The following is a 16638-nucleotide window of genomic DNA, read 5'->3' on the forward strand; positions in this document are numbered from 1 at the left end:
CTGTCCAGACCTCTTCGCACCGGGCCGCGCACCGCCGATGACAACACTCACCGCCCCCTCGCCCGGCTTCGGCCTGGGCCTGCGTCCGGCCCACTACGCAGCGCTGCTCGAAACGCGCGCGCCGCTCGAGTGGCTGGAAATCATTTCCGAAAACTTCATGGTCGACGGCGGCAAGCCGATGGCCATGCTGGACCGCCTGCGCGCCGACTACCCGATGGCCCTGCACGGCGTGGCGCTGTCCATCGGCTCGACCGACGCGCTCGACCGCAACTACCTGAAGAAGCTGAAAGCGCTGGCAGACCGGGTCGATCCGCTGTGGATTTCCGACCACTTCTGCTGGACCGGCGTCGGCGGCCACACTTCTCATGACCTGCTGCCGCTGCCCTATACCGCAGAGGCGGTGCGCCTGCTGGTGAGCCGCATCGGTCAGGTGCAGCACGAACTCGGCCGCCGGCTGGTGCTGGAAAACGTATCCAGCTACCTCGGCTACGCGGTGTCCGACATGACCGAGTGGGACTTCATCCGCACCGTGGCCGAAGAGGCGGACTGCCTGCTGCTGCTCGACGTGAACAACGTCTATGTCAGCAGCGTCAATCACGGCTTCGACCCGCTCGACTATCTGGCCGGCATTCCTGCCGCGCGGGTGCAGCAGATCCATCTCGCCGGCCACTCGACCCACGACGACCATCTGGTCGACACCCATGACCAGCCGGTGTGCGAAGCAGTGTGGGCGCTGTATGAGCACGCCTGCCGCCTGTTCGGCGACGTCGCCACGATGATAGAGCGCGACGACAACATCCCGGATCTGCCCGACCTGCTCACAGAACTCGCCCGCGCCCGCCGCATCGCCGCGCAGGCCGTCACCGCCGAACAGGTGGCCGCATGAGCGCGCTGGCCGAACTGCAGCGGCAGTTCATGCATTACCTGCATGACGCGCCGAACGCCTTCATCGACACGCTGGCCGCGAGCGACGGGCTGGCGCCGGCCGCGCGGGCGCACATCTATCACAACGCCTACCGGGTGCGTCTGCTCGACACGCTGAAAGACAGTTTCGACAAGACCTGGGCCTGGCTGGGCGACGAGGCCTTCGAGTCGGCCGGCCGGCGCTACATCGCGGCCCAACCGCCCACGCAGTTCAGCCTGCGGCCTTTCGGCGACCGCTTCCCCGCGTGGCTGCAGAGCGCATGGCCGGAAGACCCGGAAGTGGCCGAACTGGCCGCGCTCGACTGGGCGTTGCGCGACGCCTTCGACAGCGCCGACGGCGCAGCGCTCGATGCCGCCGCGCTGGCGGCCTACAGCGCCGAAGACTGGGGCCGCATCGTGTTCGCGCTGCAGCCGGGCGCGCAGTGGCTGCAGTTCAGCCGCAACACGCTGGATCTGTGGCACGCGATGGACCGCGGCGACCCGCCGCCCGCTCTCGTGACGCTGGCGCAGCCGCTCACCGTGCTGGCGTGGCGCAAGGGCGAACAGCCGCATTTCCGCTCGGTCGACGCGCCGGAAGCCGTCATGCTGCGTGCGATGCAGGCCGGCACGCCCTTCGCCGCCGCCTGCGCCTGCGTGGATGCGCCGGACGCGCAGACGCTGATCGGCGGCTGGCTGGCGCGCTGGCTGGCCGACGGGCTCATCCGCGAAGCCGACTGCCCGGCGCCGCCTGCCGACCCGGGCTGAGCGGGCCCGCCGGCCTCAGTCGCCGGCCGCCTTTTCAGCAGCGGCTTTCAGCGCCGCGCGGCAGTCCGCCACCATGCGTTCGATCAGCTCCGCGCAGCCCGGAATGTCGTCGATCAGCCCGATCACCTGACCGGCGGTCACCACACCGCCATCGATATCGCCCTCGGCCAGCGCCGCCGCACCGCGCGCCCCGCTCACCAGCGGGCGGATGTCCTCAAAGGTGCAGCCGCGGCTTTCCGCCTCGACCACCGCGTCCGACACCGCGTTGCGGAACACGCGCGCCGTGTTGTGCAGGCTGCGCAGGATGAGCCGCGTGTCGCGCTCGCTCGCCTTCACCAGCGCCTGCTTGATGCTGTCGTGGATAGGCGCCTCCTTCGTCACGCAGAAGCGCGTGCCCATGTTCACGCCCTCGGCGCCCAGCGCCAGCGCCGCTGCCATGCCGCGGCCGTCGCCGATGCCGCCGGACGCGATCACCGGAATGTCCAGCGCCCGCGCCGCGATCGGAATCAGCACCAGGCCCGGCACGTCGTCCTCACCCGGGTGCCCGGCACACTCGAAGCCGTCGATGCTCACGATATCCACGCCCTTTTTCTGCGCCGACAGCGCATGCCGCACCGCAACGCACTTGTGGATGATCGTCGCCCCGCGCACCTTCGCCTTGGCGATGAACGCCTCCGGATTGTTGCCCGCGGTTTCGATGATGCGGATGCCCGCATCCAGCATCGCGTCGAGATAGGCCTCGTAAGGCGGCGGCTTGATCGCCGGCAGTATCGTCAGATTCACGCCGAAAGGCTGATCCGTCATGTCACGACAGCGCGCAATCTCCGCCGTCAGCGCCTCAGGCGTCGGCTGCGTCAGCGCGGTAAGAATGCCCAGCCCGCCGGCATTCGACACCGCAGAAGCCAGCTCCGCCCGCCCCACCCACATCATCCCGCCCTGCACAATGGGGTAGCGGATGCCCAGAAGTTCGGTGATGCGCGTTTTCATGCCTTGCGTCCGGTGACGGGGAACAGGGGGTGATGATGCGCCAGTGGGGTGGAGACGGGGCGTTTCAAACGGTGTGCTCGGGAAAACGGCCGATGGGTCTGACGGAGATGCACGCGGTATAGTCGCGTGCACGCATGAAGTAAAAAGTGCTCGCTGCCAAAAGAGAAGGCAGGATCGGGAAGCGAGAACCATATGTCCAGTTTCACGGTTTCTTTCTTAAGCAGAAAATCGAATGCGATGTTTTGAATATATGAGGGAGACCAGTGTCCGGTTTCTCCATTTATCGAAACAGAGCCCTTCGTACACGATGAAACCCTCGCACACATCATTTTATGCTTCACCATTCCATTTTCATTGAGGCCGTCCATGAGCGTTCAGCGCATTAAGATTCCTCGCGTCGCCGACAGAAAAATCGCTGAGACGTTTACCGAGCTTGGAAAAAAATTTGCAACAACCCACGCCCATGTGAACGCGTTGGCATTTAGCGACATTGGCCAGATTAACCTAACCGGGGAACCAGTCGGCGATTGGAAGGTTCTGCTGGACCACGATTCAAGTTTGATCGAATCGATGGGCTGCTCGATTGGCGGGCTTACTATTTCGTACGCTCGGGGAGGCCAGTATCCGTCTGAGCAAAAGTCGCCGATCTTCGATGAAATTGTTCTAAATTGGCACAATCAAGGGACTCCAACAACCGCACAAAAGCTCGACATCGTCGCTTTTATAAATAGCCGACTGCATCCATTCGAACCCGGTCGAGTAATCGGATCTGGGGTCTCAGAGGAGCAGGCACAACTCTTGGCGATCCACCAAAGCACGCTTGATCGACTTGAGAGGTTGAATGAAGACCTTATTCGACAAAGCTCCGAGTTTCGGAAGGGCCTAGAAGAGAAATTTGAAGAGAAAGCAGCGCAAGTCGATGCTGAGTATGCTGAGAAGAAGAAGCGTCTCGAAGTTGATGGGCAAGCACTTACCGCTCAGGTCGAAGCTAAAGAGCGGGCACTCGACGAGAAGCTGAAGGCCATTGATGATCGAGACAACACCCATGTCCGGCGTGAGATTCGCGATCGAATGCTTGACGACGTCAAGAAACGGATCAGTCAATTCGGCGTTTCCAGGTTCACATCAGATAAGCGGCGCCCGGTTCTTGTGGGAATTATTTTACTATTGGCTGTATTCGTCGGACTGTTGGGCTGGACTGGATACGAAATCAACGCCATGGACAACCAGTACTCCAGCATGCTTGAAGCAATAAAGAACATATCGGCATGGGGGCCGGAAAAGATAAAAGCGGCTGGGCTCGGCGCGGACGTCGTTGCTCACGTCTCCGCTACCGATGTGGACCGCACTCATCTATTCTGGCTGTGGGGCAGATTCACCCTCTTCTCACTAGGGCTTGTCGGCACGATTCTCTACTACATCAAGTGGCAGAACAGATGGGCTGAACAGCACATCATTTCGGAGTTTAACCTTCAGCAATTCTATATCGACGTCAACAGGGCCAACTGGGTCATTGAAAGTTGCCTGGAGTGGCGAAAGGTGACGGAGTCGGCCATTCCTAAGGAACTGCTCGGGAGCATTACAACCGGGCTTTTTGTGAACAACCAGACGGAGCCAGAGCGTGTCATCCACCCCGCAGACGAACTCGCGTCGGCGCTATTGGGTACGGCGTCAAAGCTGAAGCTCAAGGTCGGTGGTAGCGAGCTCGATTTCGACAAACCGAAGAAAATCCCGAACAAACCAATCAAGGTAGGAGTGCCCCATGATGAATAATCCTGTGCGGAGATAAGGAAATGAAGAACAACAAGGGACAGGCTGAACAATAGGTGCGGACCACGTCTTCAGAAATCTGAATTACCGGTGGGGCAACATAATCGTGGTCTGCCCCCTATTTCGCTCCTGACCTTGAACGCTATGCGCCCACTCACTCATGGGAGTTCGCCATGGATGCAGAGAAATACAATCGGTCGGTAACCCTTCTGTGCCCTCCGTGCTCCGGCTGCTCCTAGCTTCCACGTTAGGTTCAATGAGGCCACCGCCAGCGACGCATGAAATCCGGGGTTTGCGCGGTCGATAAGAAGACAGATTTCACAAAGGAGGAAACAGATGAACGTTCAATTTCCAGGTCCTGCCGTTCCCATGCAGGACGGAGGAATTTCTTATCGCGCGACCGTCGACGGCGTGACGGTTGCTTGTCAGTTCACCTGGGAAGCCCTCCAAGACGTCAATCCGGAGTTCACCCTAGATCAACCGATCAACCAATTTAACTTTAGTGCAGAGCGGCTCCTCGCGATTGCGGAAAAGAAGATTCGCAATGGAGGCATTGTGAATGGAGTCGTACTCGTCAATACAGGCGACCTTTAGGCCTTCAGAATCGTAATCTATGACCACGCCTATCACGCCCGCGGCTCTCTCTGGTGCATCCATCGTCATTCAGATCTGCGTACTCACGATCGCATATGTGGCCCTCGGAATACTTGGCCGCAGCCTCAATGGGCGTTTAACAACCCGGGGCTCCCACAGCACACTTGTCCTGTGGCTTCTTTTGACGATCATAGTCATTGTCATGGGCGAGGACTTGTACGCGCAATGGAGCCCGGTGCTCGGCAACGTCGCGCTTCCAAGCATTCCTCGCGAAGGCGCCTTTGTAGCGGTCTTTGTGCTCGACATCATCTTCGTCACGGTTCTAATTTTCAGAACAGGTGGCGCAAAGATGAGCCCGTTTACCAGCATCCTTTTTTTGCTACCTACTCTAGCAATTTTTCTCCGTGAGCCAGCTTGGCGTTTTTTGCTCTATTCGTTCTTTGTCGGCATTATCTACGTGAGTATGCTGAAAGTCGGGTCTTTCACTTCAAGCTTTGTCCCAAGCAGCGACCTATTCTCAACGCGGAAGCGCGATGACGAAGTCACTCACGACTGGGCAACGCGCTGGGCAAACATGGCATGCCTCGCACTCGCGACACTTATCGGATACATAACGCAGCCAAAGTGACTCCGTCGCTTGGAATAATAGGGGACAGACCACGTTCTCTGTTCACTGAGCTCGGTTTGATATTCGACCTTTCAGGTCAATGAAGCCGACCGCCGTTCAAGACTCGGAATTTCATCGTTCACCGGAAACCCCGGAGCCCATTTATGGAAACTCAGGAACTGCATCGCGGCCGTCTGATCGATCACATCCAGCTCGTAGTCAGCGATCTCATGGCCAGCAAGACCTTCTATGAGGCTGTTCTCGGCGCCCTGAACATTCCCCTTGGCGGCTCGGCGGATGACTACTTCTGGGCGGACGAGCTGTTCGTGTCGACGGCAACGAGCGTTGCGGCGCAAGGCAAGGTCACCGGTCGCTGTCACCTGGCGTTCCAGGCACAGGACCGGGCGATGGTGGATGCGTTCTACGCGGCCGCACTGGCGAGTGGCGGCAAGGACAACGGGGCGCCGGGAGAGCGGCCCTATCACCCCGGCTACTACGCGGCCTTTGTGCTCGATCCGGATGGCAACAACATCGAAGCGGTCTATCACGGCGAAGCGACCCGATCGTCCGCTTCCGTCCGCATCACGTTCTAACGGAGCGCGCCGATCCCTTCTTCGGACGCAACAAGCTTATTGAACTGGCTTGCTGTCGGCGCCGAGGGGCGGCCCTGTCGATCCGCCAGCCCATCGTTCGTCGTACCCATCCCTACCCCACTCTGAATGGAGATCAGGCGATGCGATTCATCATCACGGCGCAGTCCGATGCAGCGAGCACGCCATCCGACGCATCGGCGGAGTTCGATGCCGAGCTGTTCAAGGCCTACATGCGCTTCAACGAAGAGATGCACACGGCGGGTGTGCTGATCGCGTCCGAGGGTCTGAATCCGGCGGCGCAAGGCGCGCGGATTGCTGTTGCGGACGGCAAACGCTATGTCGTCGACGGTCCGTTCGCGGAGTCCAAGGAGCTGGTGGGTGGCTTCTACATCATCGAAGTCCCCTCGCTCGACGACGCCATACAGTGGGCGCTGCGCGCGCCCTGCGGCCTCCGTACGGACGACATTCTGGAAGTCCGGCAACTGACCGGTTCGGATGACCTGCCCGCTGATCTTCTGCAGCTCATCGAGGAAGCGGCGCCGACCTGGAGTGCCGATACCTGGCAGTCGCGAAGCGGCAGGGCGACGAAGCCCGGCGGTGCACGCTGAAGCGCCCCGGATTCGGGCACCTCTGAAGGAGAACGACCATGGTCACCCCTGCAAAGAACACCGTCTGTCTGTGGTTCAACGGCGGCGCCGAGGACGCGGCGCGGTTCTACGCGGCCACCTTTCCCGATTCCTTCGTCGGCCGGGTGCATCGCGCGCCGGCGGACTATCCGTCCGGCAAGGAAGGCGATGTGCTGACGGTGGAATTCACGGTCATGGGCATCCCCTGCCTCGGGCTGAACGGCGGGCCGGCCTTCCCGCAGACCGAGGCGTTCTCGTTCCAGGTGGCGACGGTGGATCAGGCGGAAACTGACAGGCTGTGGAATGCCATCGTGAGCAACGGCGGTCAGGAGAGCGCGTGCAGCTGGTGCCGGGACCGCTGGGGCGTGTCGTGGCAGATCGCGCCGGTGGCGCTGATGAACGCGATCACCCACCCGGACCCGGCCGCGGCGAAGCGGGCGTTCGAGGCGATGATGGGCATGACGAAGATCGACATCGCGGCAATCGAGGCGGCGGTGCGCGGGTGAACCGCACGCCCAGGGCTTTGCTCGGGCGGTGGATTCAGAGGCGGAACGCAGTCAGAACGGAACCGGGAGGTCTGCAATGAAGTGGATGCTGGTGGTCATCGTGATGAACGCGCCGGTCAAGACCGATCTGGTCTTCGGCAGCTTGGCGGAATGCCTTTCGGCGGAAGCGCAGATGCGACAGGAATGGGCCGAGCACTATGGGCAGGCGAAGAAGGCCGGCGCGGCAGCCGAAACCCTGGGGCTGCTGAGTTCGCAGATGACGAAGGGCACCTGCATTCCGGCGAAGTGAGGGGTGTGGCGCTGGGTTCTGGCCCGGCCAACAGCGATGGCGCCATTCCACAGAGGTCTCCGCTCCGAGCTGTGACGGAGACTGTGGGTGCGAGCTTGCTCGCGATCGCCGCCTGTAATCGAAGCTTTGCAGTGTGCGCAAGCCCTGTCGCGGCCAAGGCCGCTCCCACAGGGATTGCGCCCGACCCGCGGCCTGAGTCGGGATTCCGTGGGAGGGGGCTTCTGACCCCGACTGCGGCGGCAGGCGTTCAGATGCTGTCCGGTTCCTGCATCCAGGCCGGGATGTCGCGCTGCTGGTGCAGCACGCGCCATACGTCGATGTGGTCATGACGCTCCAGGTAGAAAACCAGGTAGGGATAGCGCGTCAGCGGCCAGACCCTCAGGCCGGGGAGATCGAGTTCGTGGGCGTAGCGCGGTGAGCCTATGGCGGGATTGCGGCCGACGTGGGCACAGGCTTGCTCCAGCGCATCGATGAAGCCCAGCGCCACCGCCTCGGTGGCTTCGTCGAGGTAGTGGGCGACAGCGTCGTCCACATCCTTGTTGGCCAGCTCGCGCGGTACGACAGGCTTGCTCTTCACGCCTTGGGCGTCGTTCCGGCGGCCTTGCGTACTTTGTCCCGCAGGCCCTCGAAGTAGTTGCCGTCAGCCACGGCTGCGGGAGGCGACTCGGCGCCAGAAATCAGCAGGCTGCGCAGTTGCAGGCGATCCTGATCCTTGCGGATCAGCTCCCGCACGTACTCGCTGCTCGTGCCGTAGCCGCGCTGACTGACCTGCTCATCGACGAAGGCTTTCAGCGTGTCGGGGAGGGAAATGTTCATCGTGCCCATGAACCGAGTGTGGGTGCTTTGCCAAAAATTGGCAAGGTGTGCGCGGGGGCGATGCAGAGGTGTGCGGGAGCACGCTTGCTCGCGATCGTGGCGGATATTGATGACTGCGGCCCGCATCGGCCGCATCGCGAGCAAGCTCGCTCCCACAGGGATCACGCCTGACCCGCGGCCGGCGCCGAGGTTCTGTGGGAGGGGTCTTCTGACCCCGACCGCGGCGGTGGGCAATGTGGCGGCGCCGGGTTCAGGCCCTGTCGCGGTCAGAGGACCGCTCCTGCAGAAGGGCGGCCCAGGCTCAGGTCGCCGGTCGGGTGCGCAGCCCCTGTGGGAGGGGTCTTCTGACCCCGACAGCAGCGGTGAGCAGAGTGGCGGTGCCGGGTTCAGGCTCTGTCGCGGCCAAGGCCGCTCCCGCAGGAAACTGACCTACATGCCGTTGTAGATCGGCCCTTCCCCACCCTGCGGCGTGACCCAGGTGATGTTCTGGGTCGGGTCCTTGATGTCGCAGGTCTTGCAGTGCACGCAGTTCTGCGCGTTGATCTGCAGCCTCGGGGTGTCGTTCTCGCGCACGATTTCATACACGCCGGCGGGGCAGTAGCGCTGTTCCGGCGCGTCGTAGGCGGCGAGGTTCACGGTGATGGGCACCGCCGCGTCCTTGAGCCGCAGGTGACAGGGCTGCTCTTCTTCGTGGTTGGTGTTCGACAGGAACACCGACGACAGGCGATCGAAGGTGAGCACGCCGTCCGGCTTCGGGTAATCGATGGGCGCGCAGCTGGCGGCCGGCTTCAGCGAGGTGTGGTCGGCCTGGTTGCGCAGCGTCCAGGGCACAGCGCCCTTGAACAGCAGCTGTTCGGCGCCGTACAGGAAAGAGCCCAGCCACAGCCCCTTCTTCATGTAGGGCTTGAAGTTGCGGGTGCGATACAGCTCTTCGCGCAGCCAGCTGGTGCGGAAGCTTTCGGGGTAGGCGTCCAGCGTGTCCTGCGCGCGGTCGGCGGCGATGGCGGCCACCGCGGCGTCGGCGGCCAGCATGCCGCTCTTGATCGCGGCGTGGCTGCCCTTGATGCGGGCGGCGTTCAGGAAGCCGGCGTCGTCACCGATCAGCGCACCGCCCGGGAACACCAGCCTGGGCAGGCTCTGCAGGCCGCCGGCGGTGATGGCACGGGCGCCGTACGACAGGCGGCGGCCGCCTTCGATGTGGGTGCGCACCGACGGGTGGGTCTTGAAGCGCTGGAATTCCTCGAACGGCGACAGGTGCGGGTTGCTGTAGTTGAGGCCGACCACGTAGCCGATGGCGACCAGATTGTCCTTCAGGTGGTAGATGAAGCCGCCGCCGTAGGTGGCGTTGTCCATCGGCCAGCCGGCGGTATGCACCACCAGGCCGGGCTGGCTCTGCGCGGCCGGCACTTCCCACAGTTCCTTGATGCCGAGGCCATAGGTCTGCGGATCGACGCCGTCGCGCAGCCGGAAGCGCTGTTCCAGCTCCTTGCCCAGATGGCCGCGGCAGCCTTCGGCGAACAGCGTGTACTTCGCGCGCAGCGCCATGCCGGGCGCGAAGTTGGGGCCGGGCTCGCCTTCGCGGGTGAGGCCCATGTCGCCGGTGATGACGCCGGCCACCTTGCCGTCCTCGATCAGCAGCTGCGAACCGGCAAAGCCGGCGAACACGTCTACGCCCAGCGCTTCGGCCTGTTCGCCCAGCCATTTGACGACATGGCCCAGACGCACGATGTAGTTGCCGTCGTTGTGGAAGCTTTGCGGCAGCAGCGCGTGCGGCACCGCGCGGGCGCCGGTTTCGGACAGGAAGAGCACCCGGTCTTCGCTGACCGGGGTGTCCAGCGGCGCACCGGTGCTGGCCCAGTCGGGCAGCAGTTCGGTCAGCGCGCGCGGGTCCATCACCGCGCCGGACAGGATGTGGGCGCCGACTTCGGCCGCCTTCTCGATCACGCACACCGACAGTTCGATGCCGGCCTGCGCCGCCTGCTGCTTCGCGCGGATGGCGGCCGCCAGACCGGCCGGGCCGGCGCCGACGACCAGCAGGTCGACGTCCATGGATTCGCGTTCGATGTCGCTCACGCTGTCACTCATTCGGTGTTCTCGTCATTCAGGGGCGGCCGGGCCGCGGAAGGCGCGGATTCTCGCAAATACGCGTCTTCCGTGCCCGACCCGCGTGAGGCATGCCAGGATTCCTGCCGGTTCTGGAGCGGCCGGGCAGCGCTGCCGCGCCCGCCGGGGAGCGAGCAGGCCGCGGGCCCGTGCCTTACTGCCTGCCGGCGACCCGGCTCAGCACGCCGGCGATGGCGTCCTTCAGGTCGGCCGGCAGCACCACGATCTTGGCGTTGGGCGATTCGCCCAGCCGGTTCAGCGCATTCACGTACTTCTCGCCCAGCAGATACATCATCGGCAGCTGCGGGTCGGCGTTCGACGAGGTGACGCGGCGGATCGACTCCGCGCTCGCCTCGGCCAGCGTGACCTGGGCGGCGGCGTCGCGCTTGGCCGATTCCAGCCGCGCCTCGGCTTCCAGAATCATCGACTGCTTCTGCCCCTCGGCGCGGGTCACCATGGCCTTGCGCTCGCGTTCGGCGCTGGCCTGCTGTTCCATCGCGCGCTGCATCGACTCGGACGGATTGATGTCCTGGATCTCGACCGACTTCACGGTCAGACCCCAGTCGATCGCCTCGTCGGCGATGCTTTCGCGCAGCCGCACCTTGATCTTGTCGCGGCTGGACAGCGCCTGGTCCAGATCCATCTCGCCCACGATGGAGCGCAGCGTGGTCATGATGAGGTTGCGGATGGCTTCCGAAAAGTCGGTCACGCCGTACACCGCCTTCACCGGATCGGTCACCTTGATGAAGGCGACCGCATTGGTGCGGATGACCGCGTTGTCGCGGGTGATCACCTCCTGCTCCTGCACGTCGAGGATGATGTCCTTGGTCACCACCTTGTAGGCCACGTCGTCGAGGTAGGGAATGATGACGTTGAGGCCGGGCAGCAGGGTGCCGTGGTACTTGCCCAGCCGCTGCACGATCCATTCCTCGCCCTGCGGCACGATGCGCAGGCCCTTGGCCAGCGTGACCGCCGCGAAGACCAGTATTGCCAGTGCCACCACCAGACCTGCGCTCATGCCGCCCCTCCCCTGTTGTTGCGGCCGACCTTGAGCAGCGAGCCCTCGACCGACAGCACTTTCACCCGTTCACCGGCCGGCAGCGCCTCGTCGGCGATGCAGGCCCACACCTCGCTGCCCAGCAGCGGCTTCTGGAAGCGCACCTGCCCGCGGCCGAAAGGCTCGACCGCGCTCACCAGCAGGCCGATCTCGCCGACGGTTTCGCCGTCCGCCATGCCGACATGGGTCTTGTGCTGGTCGGTACGGAACACCCGGAACCACAGCACGACCAGCGCGCAGGACAGCACCGTCCAGGCCGCGAGCTGGGCGGTCAGCGACAGCGCGGGCGCGGCCGCAAGCAGCAGCCCGGTGCCGATTGCACCGACGCCGAACCACACCAGCACCATGCCGGGTACCGCCAGTTCGGCCACGATGAGCGCGAGACCGGCCACCAGCCAGTGCCACCAGAGTATGTCCATCAGAGAACGTCCATAAGCAGGCCCCGGAGGGCGTCGATTCAATGACGAAGACGTGCGGCACGCGATGCACGCCGCCGCGCAGACTAGCAGAAGACGGGCAGACGACGCGGCCGCCGCGCGGACTTACTGAAGCGGACCGCCGGATGCGTCGGTCATGCCGGCCTCCGACGGCAACCGCTGCACCAGCAGCTTGTCGACCCGGTTGCCATCCATGTCCACCACCTCGACCCGCAGGCCGGCGCATTCGAAGTGGTCGGCCGCGACCGGGATGCGGCCGAACATGTGCAGCACGAAGCCGCCCACGGTATTGAAATTCGCCTCGTCCTCGCCCGGCAGGTCCTCGCCCACCTCCACCGCCTGCCGGAAGCGTTCGATCGAGGTGCTGCCGCTGATCAGCCACGAGCCGTCCTCGCGCTGCACCACCTCGCGCTCCTCCGGCAGACCGGACAGCGAAATGTCGCCGACGATGGCGGTGAGCACGTCGTGCAGCGTAACCAGCCCCTGCAGATCGCCGTATTCGTCGACGAGCAGCGCGACGTGCTTGCCGGTGCGGCGGAAGTTCTCCAGCAGCTGGGCGGTGCTCACGCTGTCCGGCACGTACAGCGCCGGCGCCAGCAGCGATTCCACCCGGGCGCGGTCTATGGTCGTGCCATCAAGCGAATGCTGCAGCAGCGCACCGGTCTGCAGCATGCCCAGCATGTGCTCCAGACCGTCGCGGCACACCGGGATGCGGCTGAACGGGCTGGCGGCGATGCGCCGGCGCAGCGTGTCGTCATCGTCGTCGAGGTCGATGGCATAGATGTCCTTGCGCGGCGTCATGATGGCGCCCACCCGCAGTTCGTCCAGCCGCAGCACATTGGACACGATCTGCTGTTCGCTCTCGTGGAACACGCCGGCCTCGGCGCCCTGCCCCATCAGCACGTTGATCTCTTCATCGGTGATCGGCGGTTCTTCGGTGCGGCGGGCGCCGACCAGGCGCAGCACCGCATTGCTGGTGACCGACAGCACCAGCACCAGCGGCCGGGCCAGCGCGGCCAGCAGCAGCATCGGGCGCGACACCAGCGAGGCGATGCCTTCGGGCGCCAGCAGCGCCAGCCGCTTGGGCACCAGTTCGCCCACCACGACCGAAAAATAGGTGATGCCCACCACCACGACCGACAGCGCCACGGTGCGCGCATAAGGCTCGATCGCCGGAATGCCGGACAGCCAGGTGGCCAGCGGATCGGCCAGCGCCGACTCGCCCATGGCACCGCTCAGGATGCCGATCGAGGTGATGCCGACCTGTATGGTCGAAAGGAAATGGGTCGGGTCCTCGTGCAGCTTCATCGCGGCGGCGGCGCCGCGATTGCCGTCCGAGGCCATGCCGATCAGCCTGACCTTGCGCGATGACACCACCGCGATTTCGGACATGGCGAACAGGCCGTTGAGAAGAATGAGAGCGAAGAGCAGGACGATGTCCATGCGAAAGGCCGCCCGGCAGCGCCGCGGCCCGGGTGTGATTTGGATTCCATTATGGCAAAGCTGGCGGCCGCGCCCGTGACGGCCGCCCGCCCGATGCGCTCAGCCGGCCCCACCCGCTTGCTTCAACCGGGCCACCGGCCTGCAGTCGCGGCCCATCAAGGGCCGCAGTCGCCAAGCGCCATCAGGTGCGCCGCCACTGCCGGCCCGATGGCGGGCAGGCCGTAGCCGCCTTCCAGCGTGGACACGATGCGCCCCTTGCCCGAGGCTTCCGCGATGTCGCGCAGTTCGTGGGTGATCCAGCGGTAATCCGCCGCCTCCAGTTCGATGCTGGCCAGCGGGTCGTCGCGCAGCGCATCGAAGCCGGCCGAAATGAGCACCAGCTGCGGCCGGAAGGCGCGCAGTTTCGGCAGCGCGACCTCCTTCCACTGCCTGCGGAAGACCGCCGAGCCGTCACCCTCGGCCAGCCGCAGCGGAATGTAGCCGGCGCGCTCCGGGAACTCGCCGCGCGGGTAGTAAGGATGCTGGAAGCTGTCGGCCATCAGCACCCGCGGCTCGCGCCGGAACATCAGTTCGGTGCCGTTGCCGCGATGCACGTCGAAATCGGCGATGGCGACGCGCTCGACCCCATGCACCGCCATCGCATGCGCGGCGGCAATCGCGACGTTGCCGTACAGGCAGAAACCCATGGCGTCACCCGGCTTGGCGTGGTGACCCGGCGGCCGGGTGGCACAGAAGGCGGCCGATGCACGGCCGCTCATCACCAGATCCACCCCCAGCACCGCCGCACCGGCCGCGCGCGACGCGGCGAGCAGCGAGCCGGGCGACATGACGGTGTCGCTCTCGACGCGGTAAGTGCCGGTCTTCGGCGACACCCGCTCCAGTTCGTCGAGATAGGCCGGCAGATGCACGCGCTCCAGCTGTTCGCGGGTCACTTTCGGCGCTTCGTACGGCACCCACGTCTTGCGCAGCCCGCTGCGTTCCAGCTCTGCGAATACGGTTTCCAGCCGTGCCGGCGATTCCGGGTGACGCTCGCCCGGTCGGTGGTCGAAACAGTCGGGGTGGGAAATCAGTGCGCAGGCCATGGGGCGACAGTGTAGCCACAGGTCGCGGCGTGTGGCGCACCGCGTGAGCCGGTCCGGTGCATGCCGGATGACAAAAGCGCCGGAGGCGTATTACGCTGCACGGCAGGGCGTCCGCAGGGGGCCGGTCATGCCGTCCAGCAGCTTCGGTGAGTGGTCATCCGATCCGTGCAGCACACGCCTCCCGGGCCGTTCCCGAACAGGGCGCGCGGCACCGGGAGCGGGTGCCTCATCGACAGGCGCGGCGCCCCCGTCACGGTGCGGACGGGACCCATGATTCCGGACGCGAACGCCGGCCGCCCGGGCAACCCGCTCGCGTTCCCGCTCAGCGCCACGGTACTCACGCTGATGGCGCTGTTCACGCTGCCGGTGGCCACGGTGGCGCTGCCGGCCCAGCCGGCGCTGATGGGTCTGTTCCTTCTTGCGGTCTGCCTGCTCAACGGCCTCACGGCCGCCATCCTGTGCATGCTTCTGCTGGCCGGCAGCCCGCTGCACAGCTTGACCTGGGTCGCGGCGGCCTACGCCTTTTCCACGGTGATGGCGGTCATGCAGATGCTGGCCTTTCCCGGCATCTTCGGCCCGGCGCCACTGGTGGGCGGCAGCGGCCAGACCGCCGCCTGGGTGTGGGCGGTATGGCACGCCGGCTTCCCGCTGCTGCTGCTGGCCCATGTCGGTCAGCGTCTGCTGGGTCGGCACGAAGCCCAGGCGCCGGCCACCCAGATCCTGCCGGTGCTGTTCTCAGTCGCCTGCGCGCTGCTGCTTGGCCTCATCGTGCTGGGGGCGGCCGAACACCTGCCGGTCATCATGGACGGGTATCACTACGGCACCATGCTGCGCGACCCGAGCGGCATCGGCGCGGTGGTGCTCAGCGTGACCGCACTGTGTGCGGTGGTGGGCGTGACCCGGCTGCGCGACACCTTCGACCGCTGGCTCACACTCGGCCAGTACGCCTTCACGCTGGACGTGGTGCTCGCGCTGGCCGGCCAGTCGCGCTACAGCGCCGGCTGGTACATGTCGCGCGCGATGAGCCTGCTGTGCGCGGGTGCGCTGCTGATGGCCCTGCTCGCCCACTCCTTCCGCCTGTATCGGGCGGCCGCCCAGCGGGCGCTCCAGCTCCAGGTGGAGGTGGTTCATGACCCGATGACCGGCCTGCTGAACCGGCGCGGCCTGCTGCAGCTGATGCAGACGGAGCTTGAGCGGGCGCGCCGGCACGCCCGGCCGCTCGCCCTGCTGTTCATCGACATGGACCACTTCAAGCACATCAACGACACCTACGGTCACCCGGCCGGCGATCTGTGTCTGAAATCCGCCGCCCTGCAGCTGTGTGCGAGTGCCAACCGCCACTGCGACGTGATCGCCCGCTATGGCGGCGAGGAATTCGTCGTGCTGCTGCCGGAATGCGACGAAACCGGCGCCGGCGTGGTCGCCGAGCGCATACGCGCCGCGGTCGAAGCCGCCTACGACCATGGAACGGTGCCCTGCCGCATGTCGGTGAGCATCGGTCTGAGCCGGTTTCCGGCGGACGGGATCACCAGCCTGGATGAACTGATCGATGCGGCCGACGCCGCACTCTATGAAGCGAAAAGGGCGGGCCGCAACCGTGTGGTGCATGCCCGCCCGGAAGCCGCTGCGCGCAGCCTCAGCCCGTCATGAAAGCGGGCGGGCTGCGGCGCCGCGATCACTTGCGCGTGTTCTGCGCGGATTTTTCCTTTTTCCGCTTTTCGTAATTCAGCATTTCATCCGGCGTGATGTGACCGTCGCGGTCAACATCCATGGCGACCCAGTCGCGGGCCAGTTCGGGCTTTCCGTCGCCGGCCCGGTTGCCTTCGGCAGCATGGGCGGCGCCTGCACACACCACGCAGGCAGCCAGAAAAGCGGTCTTGATGCTCATGACGTCCTCCATAGTCGATGGTTTCGATGGGTACATCGCGCACATCATTTAGTGTGCTAATCGATGCACTGTCACCGACGCCGGGGCCACAACGCCGGTTCGGCACTGAAAACAACGATTACAAATACGGCCCCCTGCCCCGGGCGGGCCAGGTCGGACCGGTGCACGGGAG

The 16638-nt window shown here is 64.8% G+C and carries 20 protein-coding genes; 10 read left to right on the forward strand and 10 right to left on the reverse strand.

The features are described 5' to 3' along the window. Positions 1 to 37: 37 nt before the first annotated feature. On the forward strand, positions 38 to 886 hold the full coding sequence (bufB, locus tag METUNV1_RS06085) for an MNIO family bufferin maturase (RefSeq protein ID WP_008059869.1): 849 nt from the start codon (positions 38 to 40) through the stop codon (positions 884 to 886). Beyond that, positions 883 to 1668, forward strand: coding sequence for an HvfC/BufC N-terminal domain-containing protein (locus METUNV1_RS06090; RefSeq protein WP_008059871.1), 786 nt, complete (start codon positions 883 to 885; stop codon positions 1666 to 1668). Before bufB ends, METUNV1_RS06090 begins: the two co-directional genes overlap by 4 nt. Positions 1669 to 1683: 15 nt before the next feature. Here the strand turns inward: METUNV1_RS06090 and METUNV1_RS06095 are convergent, their stop codons facing one another. Together METUNV1_RS06095 and METUNV1_RS06100 are read right to left on the reverse strand one after the other, a co-directional pair. Further along, positions 1684 to 2655 carry an NAD(P)H-dependent flavin oxidoreductase gene (locus METUNV1_RS06095; RefSeq protein ID WP_008059873.1) on the reverse strand — a complete coding sequence of 324 codons (972 nt, stop codon included), beginning with the start codon at positions 2653 to 2655 and terminating at the stop codon, positions 1684 to 1686. Further along, entirely contained in the window at positions 2652 to 3023 is a 372-nt protein-coding gene (locus tag METUNV1_RS06100) for a hypothetical protein (protein ID WP_139026297.1), read from the reverse strand. Before METUNV1_RS06100 ends, METUNV1_RS06095 begins: the two co-directional genes overlap by 4 nt. On the opposite strand from METUNV1_RS06100, the gene METUNV1_RS06105 reads away from it, so the two are divergent. The 7 genes from METUNV1_RS06105 to METUNV1_RS06135 all read left to right on the forward strand — a co-directional run bounded on the left by METUNV1_RS06105 (position 3022) and on the right by METUNV1_RS06135 (position 7640). After that, positions 3022 to 4428 (forward strand): hypothetical protein, encoded by a 1407-nt coding sequence (locus METUNV1_RS06105; protein ID WP_139026298.1) that lies wholly within the window; start codon positions 3022 to 3024, stop codon positions 4426 to 4428. The genes METUNV1_RS06100 and METUNV1_RS06105 overlap by 2 nt on opposite strands. 333 nt (positions 4429 to 4761) lie before the next feature. Continuing rightward, entirely contained in the window at positions 4762 to 5019 is a 258-nt protein-coding gene (locus tag METUNV1_RS06110) for a DUF1488 family protein (protein ID WP_043359206.1), read from the forward strand. 19 nt (positions 5020 to 5038) lie between these two features. Beyond that, positions 5039 to 5647, forward strand: a complete 609-nt coding sequence (locus tag METUNV1_RS06115; protein WP_008059878.1) for a hypothetical protein — start codon at positions 5039 to 5041, stop codon at positions 5645 to 5647. A 143-nt stretch (positions 5648 to 5790) separates the two neighbouring features. Continuing rightward, positions 5791 to 6219: a VOC family protein gene (locus METUNV1_RS06120; protein ID WP_008059879.1), complete on the forward strand. Its 429-nt coding sequence runs from the start codon at positions 5791 to 5793 to the stop codon at positions 6217 to 6219. Positions 6220 to 6359: 140 nt separating this feature from the next. Then, entirely contained in the window at positions 6360 to 6827 is a 468-nt protein-coding gene (locus tag METUNV1_RS06125; RefSeq protein WP_008059880.1) for a YciI family protein, read from the forward strand. Positions 6828 to 6865: 38 nt separating this feature from the next. Then, positions 6866 to 7351 (forward strand): VOC family protein, encoded by a 486-nt coding sequence (locus METUNV1_RS06130; protein WP_008059881.1) that lies wholly within the window; start codon positions 6866 to 6868, stop codon positions 7349 to 7351. Between the two features lie 76 nt (positions 7352 to 7427). Beyond that, complete coding sequence (locus METUNV1_RS06135) at positions 7428 to 7640, forward strand: hypothetical protein (RefSeq protein WP_008059882.1); 213 nt, start codon at positions 7428 to 7430, stop codon at positions 7638 to 7640. Positions 7641 to 7887: 247 nt separating this feature from the next. Here the strand turns inward: METUNV1_RS06135 and METUNV1_RS06140 are convergent, their stop codons facing one another. The 7 genes from METUNV1_RS06140 to METUNV1_RS06170 all read right to left on the reverse strand — a co-directional run bounded on the left by METUNV1_RS06140 (position 7888) and on the right by METUNV1_RS06170 (position 14578). Beyond that, entirely contained in the window at positions 7888 to 8217 is a 330-nt protein-coding gene (locus METUNV1_RS06140; protein WP_008059883.1) for a type II toxin-antitoxin system RelE/ParE family toxin, read from the reverse strand. Next, positions 8214 to 8456 carry a ribbon-helix-helix domain-containing protein gene (locus tag METUNV1_RS06145; protein ID WP_232416245.1) on the reverse strand — a complete coding sequence of 81 codons (243 nt, stop codon included), beginning with the start codon at positions 8454 to 8456 and terminating at the stop codon, positions 8214 to 8216. The genes METUNV1_RS06140 and METUNV1_RS06145 overlap by 4 nt, the downstream gene beginning before the upstream one ends. A 429-nt stretch (positions 8457 to 8885) precedes the next feature. Further along, positions 8886 to 10541 carry an electron transfer flavoprotein-ubiquinone oxidoreductase gene (locus METUNV1_RS06150; RefSeq protein WP_008059885.1) on the reverse strand — a complete coding sequence of 552 codons (1656 nt, stop codon included), beginning with the start codon at positions 10539 to 10541 and terminating at the stop codon, positions 8886 to 8888. 172 nt (positions 10542 to 10713) lie between these two features. Further along, positions 10714 to 11577, reverse strand: a complete 864-nt coding sequence (locus METUNV1_RS06155) for an SPFH domain-containing protein (RefSeq protein ID WP_008059887.1) — start codon at positions 11575 to 11577, stop codon at positions 10714 to 10716. Further along, positions 11574 to 12035 carry an NfeD family protein gene (locus tag METUNV1_RS06160; RefSeq protein WP_008059895.1) on the reverse strand — a complete coding sequence of 154 codons (462 nt, stop codon included), beginning with the start codon at positions 12033 to 12035 and terminating at the stop codon, positions 11574 to 11576. Before METUNV1_RS06160 ends, METUNV1_RS06155 begins: the two co-directional genes overlap by 4 nt. Before the next feature lie 123 nt (positions 12036 to 12158). After that, positions 12159 to 13496, reverse strand: a complete 1338-nt coding sequence (locus tag METUNV1_RS06165; RefSeq protein WP_008059897.1) for a hemolysin family protein — start codon at positions 13494 to 13496, stop codon at positions 12159 to 12161. A 155-nt stretch (positions 13497 to 13651) separates the two neighbouring features. Further along, the gene (locus tag METUNV1_RS06170) at positions 13652 to 14578 is read right to left on the reverse strand and encodes a histone deacetylase family protein (RefSeq protein ID WP_008059899.1); all 927 of its coding nucleotides are present in this window, start codon (positions 14576 to 14578) and stop codon (positions 13652 to 13654) included. Positions 14579 to 14848: 270 nt separating this feature from the next. On the opposite strand from METUNV1_RS06170, the gene METUNV1_RS06175 reads away from it, so the two are divergent. Next, the gene (locus tag METUNV1_RS06175) at positions 14849 to 16228 is read left to right on the forward strand and encodes a GGDEF domain-containing protein (protein ID WP_008059901.1); all 1380 of its coding nucleotides are present in this window, start codon (positions 14849 to 14851) and stop codon (positions 16226 to 16228) included. A gap of 25 nt (positions 16229 to 16253) precedes the next feature. On the opposite strand, the gene METUNV1_RS06180 is transcribed toward METUNV1_RS06175, so the two are convergent. Beyond that, the gene (locus tag METUNV1_RS06180) at positions 16254 to 16514 is read right to left on the reverse strand and encodes a hypothetical protein (RefSeq protein ID WP_232416244.1); all 261 of its coding nucleotides are present in this window, start codon (positions 16512 to 16514) and stop codon (positions 16254 to 16256) included. Between the last annotated feature and the right edge of the window lie 124 nt (positions 16515 to 16638).

It is taken from the genome of Methyloversatilis universalis FAM5, assembly GCF_000214035.2.
Lineage (GTDB): Bacteria > Pseudomonadota > Gammaproteobacteria > Burkholderiales > Rhodocyclaceae > Methyloversatilis > Methyloversatilis universalis.

Bases quoted from the DNA above. Each gene is read 5' to 3' on its own strand.
- bufB (WP_008059869.1), top strand. From the start codon at position 38: ATGACAACACTCACCGCCCCCTCGCCCGGCTTCGGCCTGGGCCTGCGT.
- METUNV1_RS06090 (WP_008059871.1), top strand. From the start codon at position 883: ATGAGCGCGCTGGCCGAACTGCAGCGGCAGTTCATGCATTACCTGCAT.
- METUNV1_RS06095 (WP_008059873.1), bottom strand. From the start codon at position 2,655: ATGAAAACGCGCATCACCGAACTTCTGGGCATCCGCTACCCCATTGTG.
- METUNV1_RS06105 (WP_139026298.1), top strand. From the start codon at position 3,022: ATGAGCGTTCAGCGCATTAAGATTCCTCGCGTCGCCGACAGAAAAATC.
- METUNV1_RS06100 (WP_139026297.1), bottom strand. From the start codon at position 3,023: ATGGACGGCCTCAATGAAAATGGAATGGTGAAGCATAAAATGATGTGT.
- METUNV1_RS06110 (WP_043359206.1), top strand. From the start codon at position 4,762: ATGAACGTTCAATTTCCAGGTCCTGCCGTTCCCATGCAGGACGGAGGA.
- METUNV1_RS06115 (WP_008059878.1), top strand. From the start codon at position 5,039: ATGACCACGCCTATCACGCCCGCGGCTCTCTCTGGTGCATCCATCGTC.
- METUNV1_RS06120 (WP_008059879.1), top strand. From the start codon at position 5,791: ATGGAAACTCAGGAACTGCATCGCGGCCGTCTGATCGATCACATCCAG.
- METUNV1_RS06125 (WP_008059880.1), top strand. From the start codon at position 6,360: ATGCGATTCATCATCACGGCGCAGTCCGATGCAGCGAGCACGCCATCC.
- METUNV1_RS06130 (WP_008059881.1), top strand. From the start codon at position 6,866: ATGGTCACCCCTGCAAAGAACACCGTCTGTCTGTGGTTCAACGGCGGC.
- METUNV1_RS06135 (WP_008059882.1), top strand. From the start codon at position 7,428: ATGAAGTGGATGCTGGTGGTCATCGTGATGAACGCGCCGGTCAAGACC.
- METUNV1_RS06145 (WP_232416245.1), bottom strand. From the start codon at position 8,456: ATGAACATTTCCCTCCCCGACACGCTGAAAGCCTTCGTCGATGAGCAG.
- METUNV1_RS06150 (WP_008059885.1), bottom strand. From the start codon at position 10,541: ATGAGTGACAGCGTGAGCGACATCGAACGCGAATCCATGGACGTCGAC.
- METUNV1_RS06155 (WP_008059887.1), bottom strand. From the start codon at position 11,577: ATGAGCGCAGGTCTGGTGGTGGCACTGGCAATACTGGTCTTCGCGGCG.
- METUNV1_RS06160 (WP_008059895.1), bottom strand. From the start codon at position 12,035: ATGGACATACTCTGGTGGCACTGGCTGGTGGCCGGTCTCGCGCTCATC.
- METUNV1_RS06165 (WP_008059897.1), bottom strand. From the start codon at position 13,496: ATGGACATCGTCCTGCTCTTCGCTCTCATTCTTCTCAACGGCCTGTTC.
- METUNV1_RS06170 (WP_008059899.1), bottom strand. From the start codon at position 14,578: ATGGCCTGCGCACTGATTTCCCACCCCGACTGTTTCGACCACCGACCG.
- METUNV1_RS06175 (WP_008059901.1), top strand. From the start codon at position 14,849: ATGATTCCGGACGCGAACGCCGGCCGCCCGGGCAACCCGCTCGCGTTC.
- METUNV1_RS06180 (WP_232416244.1), bottom strand. From the start codon at position 16,514: ATGATGTGCGCGATGTACCCATCGAAACCATCGACTATGGAGGACGTC.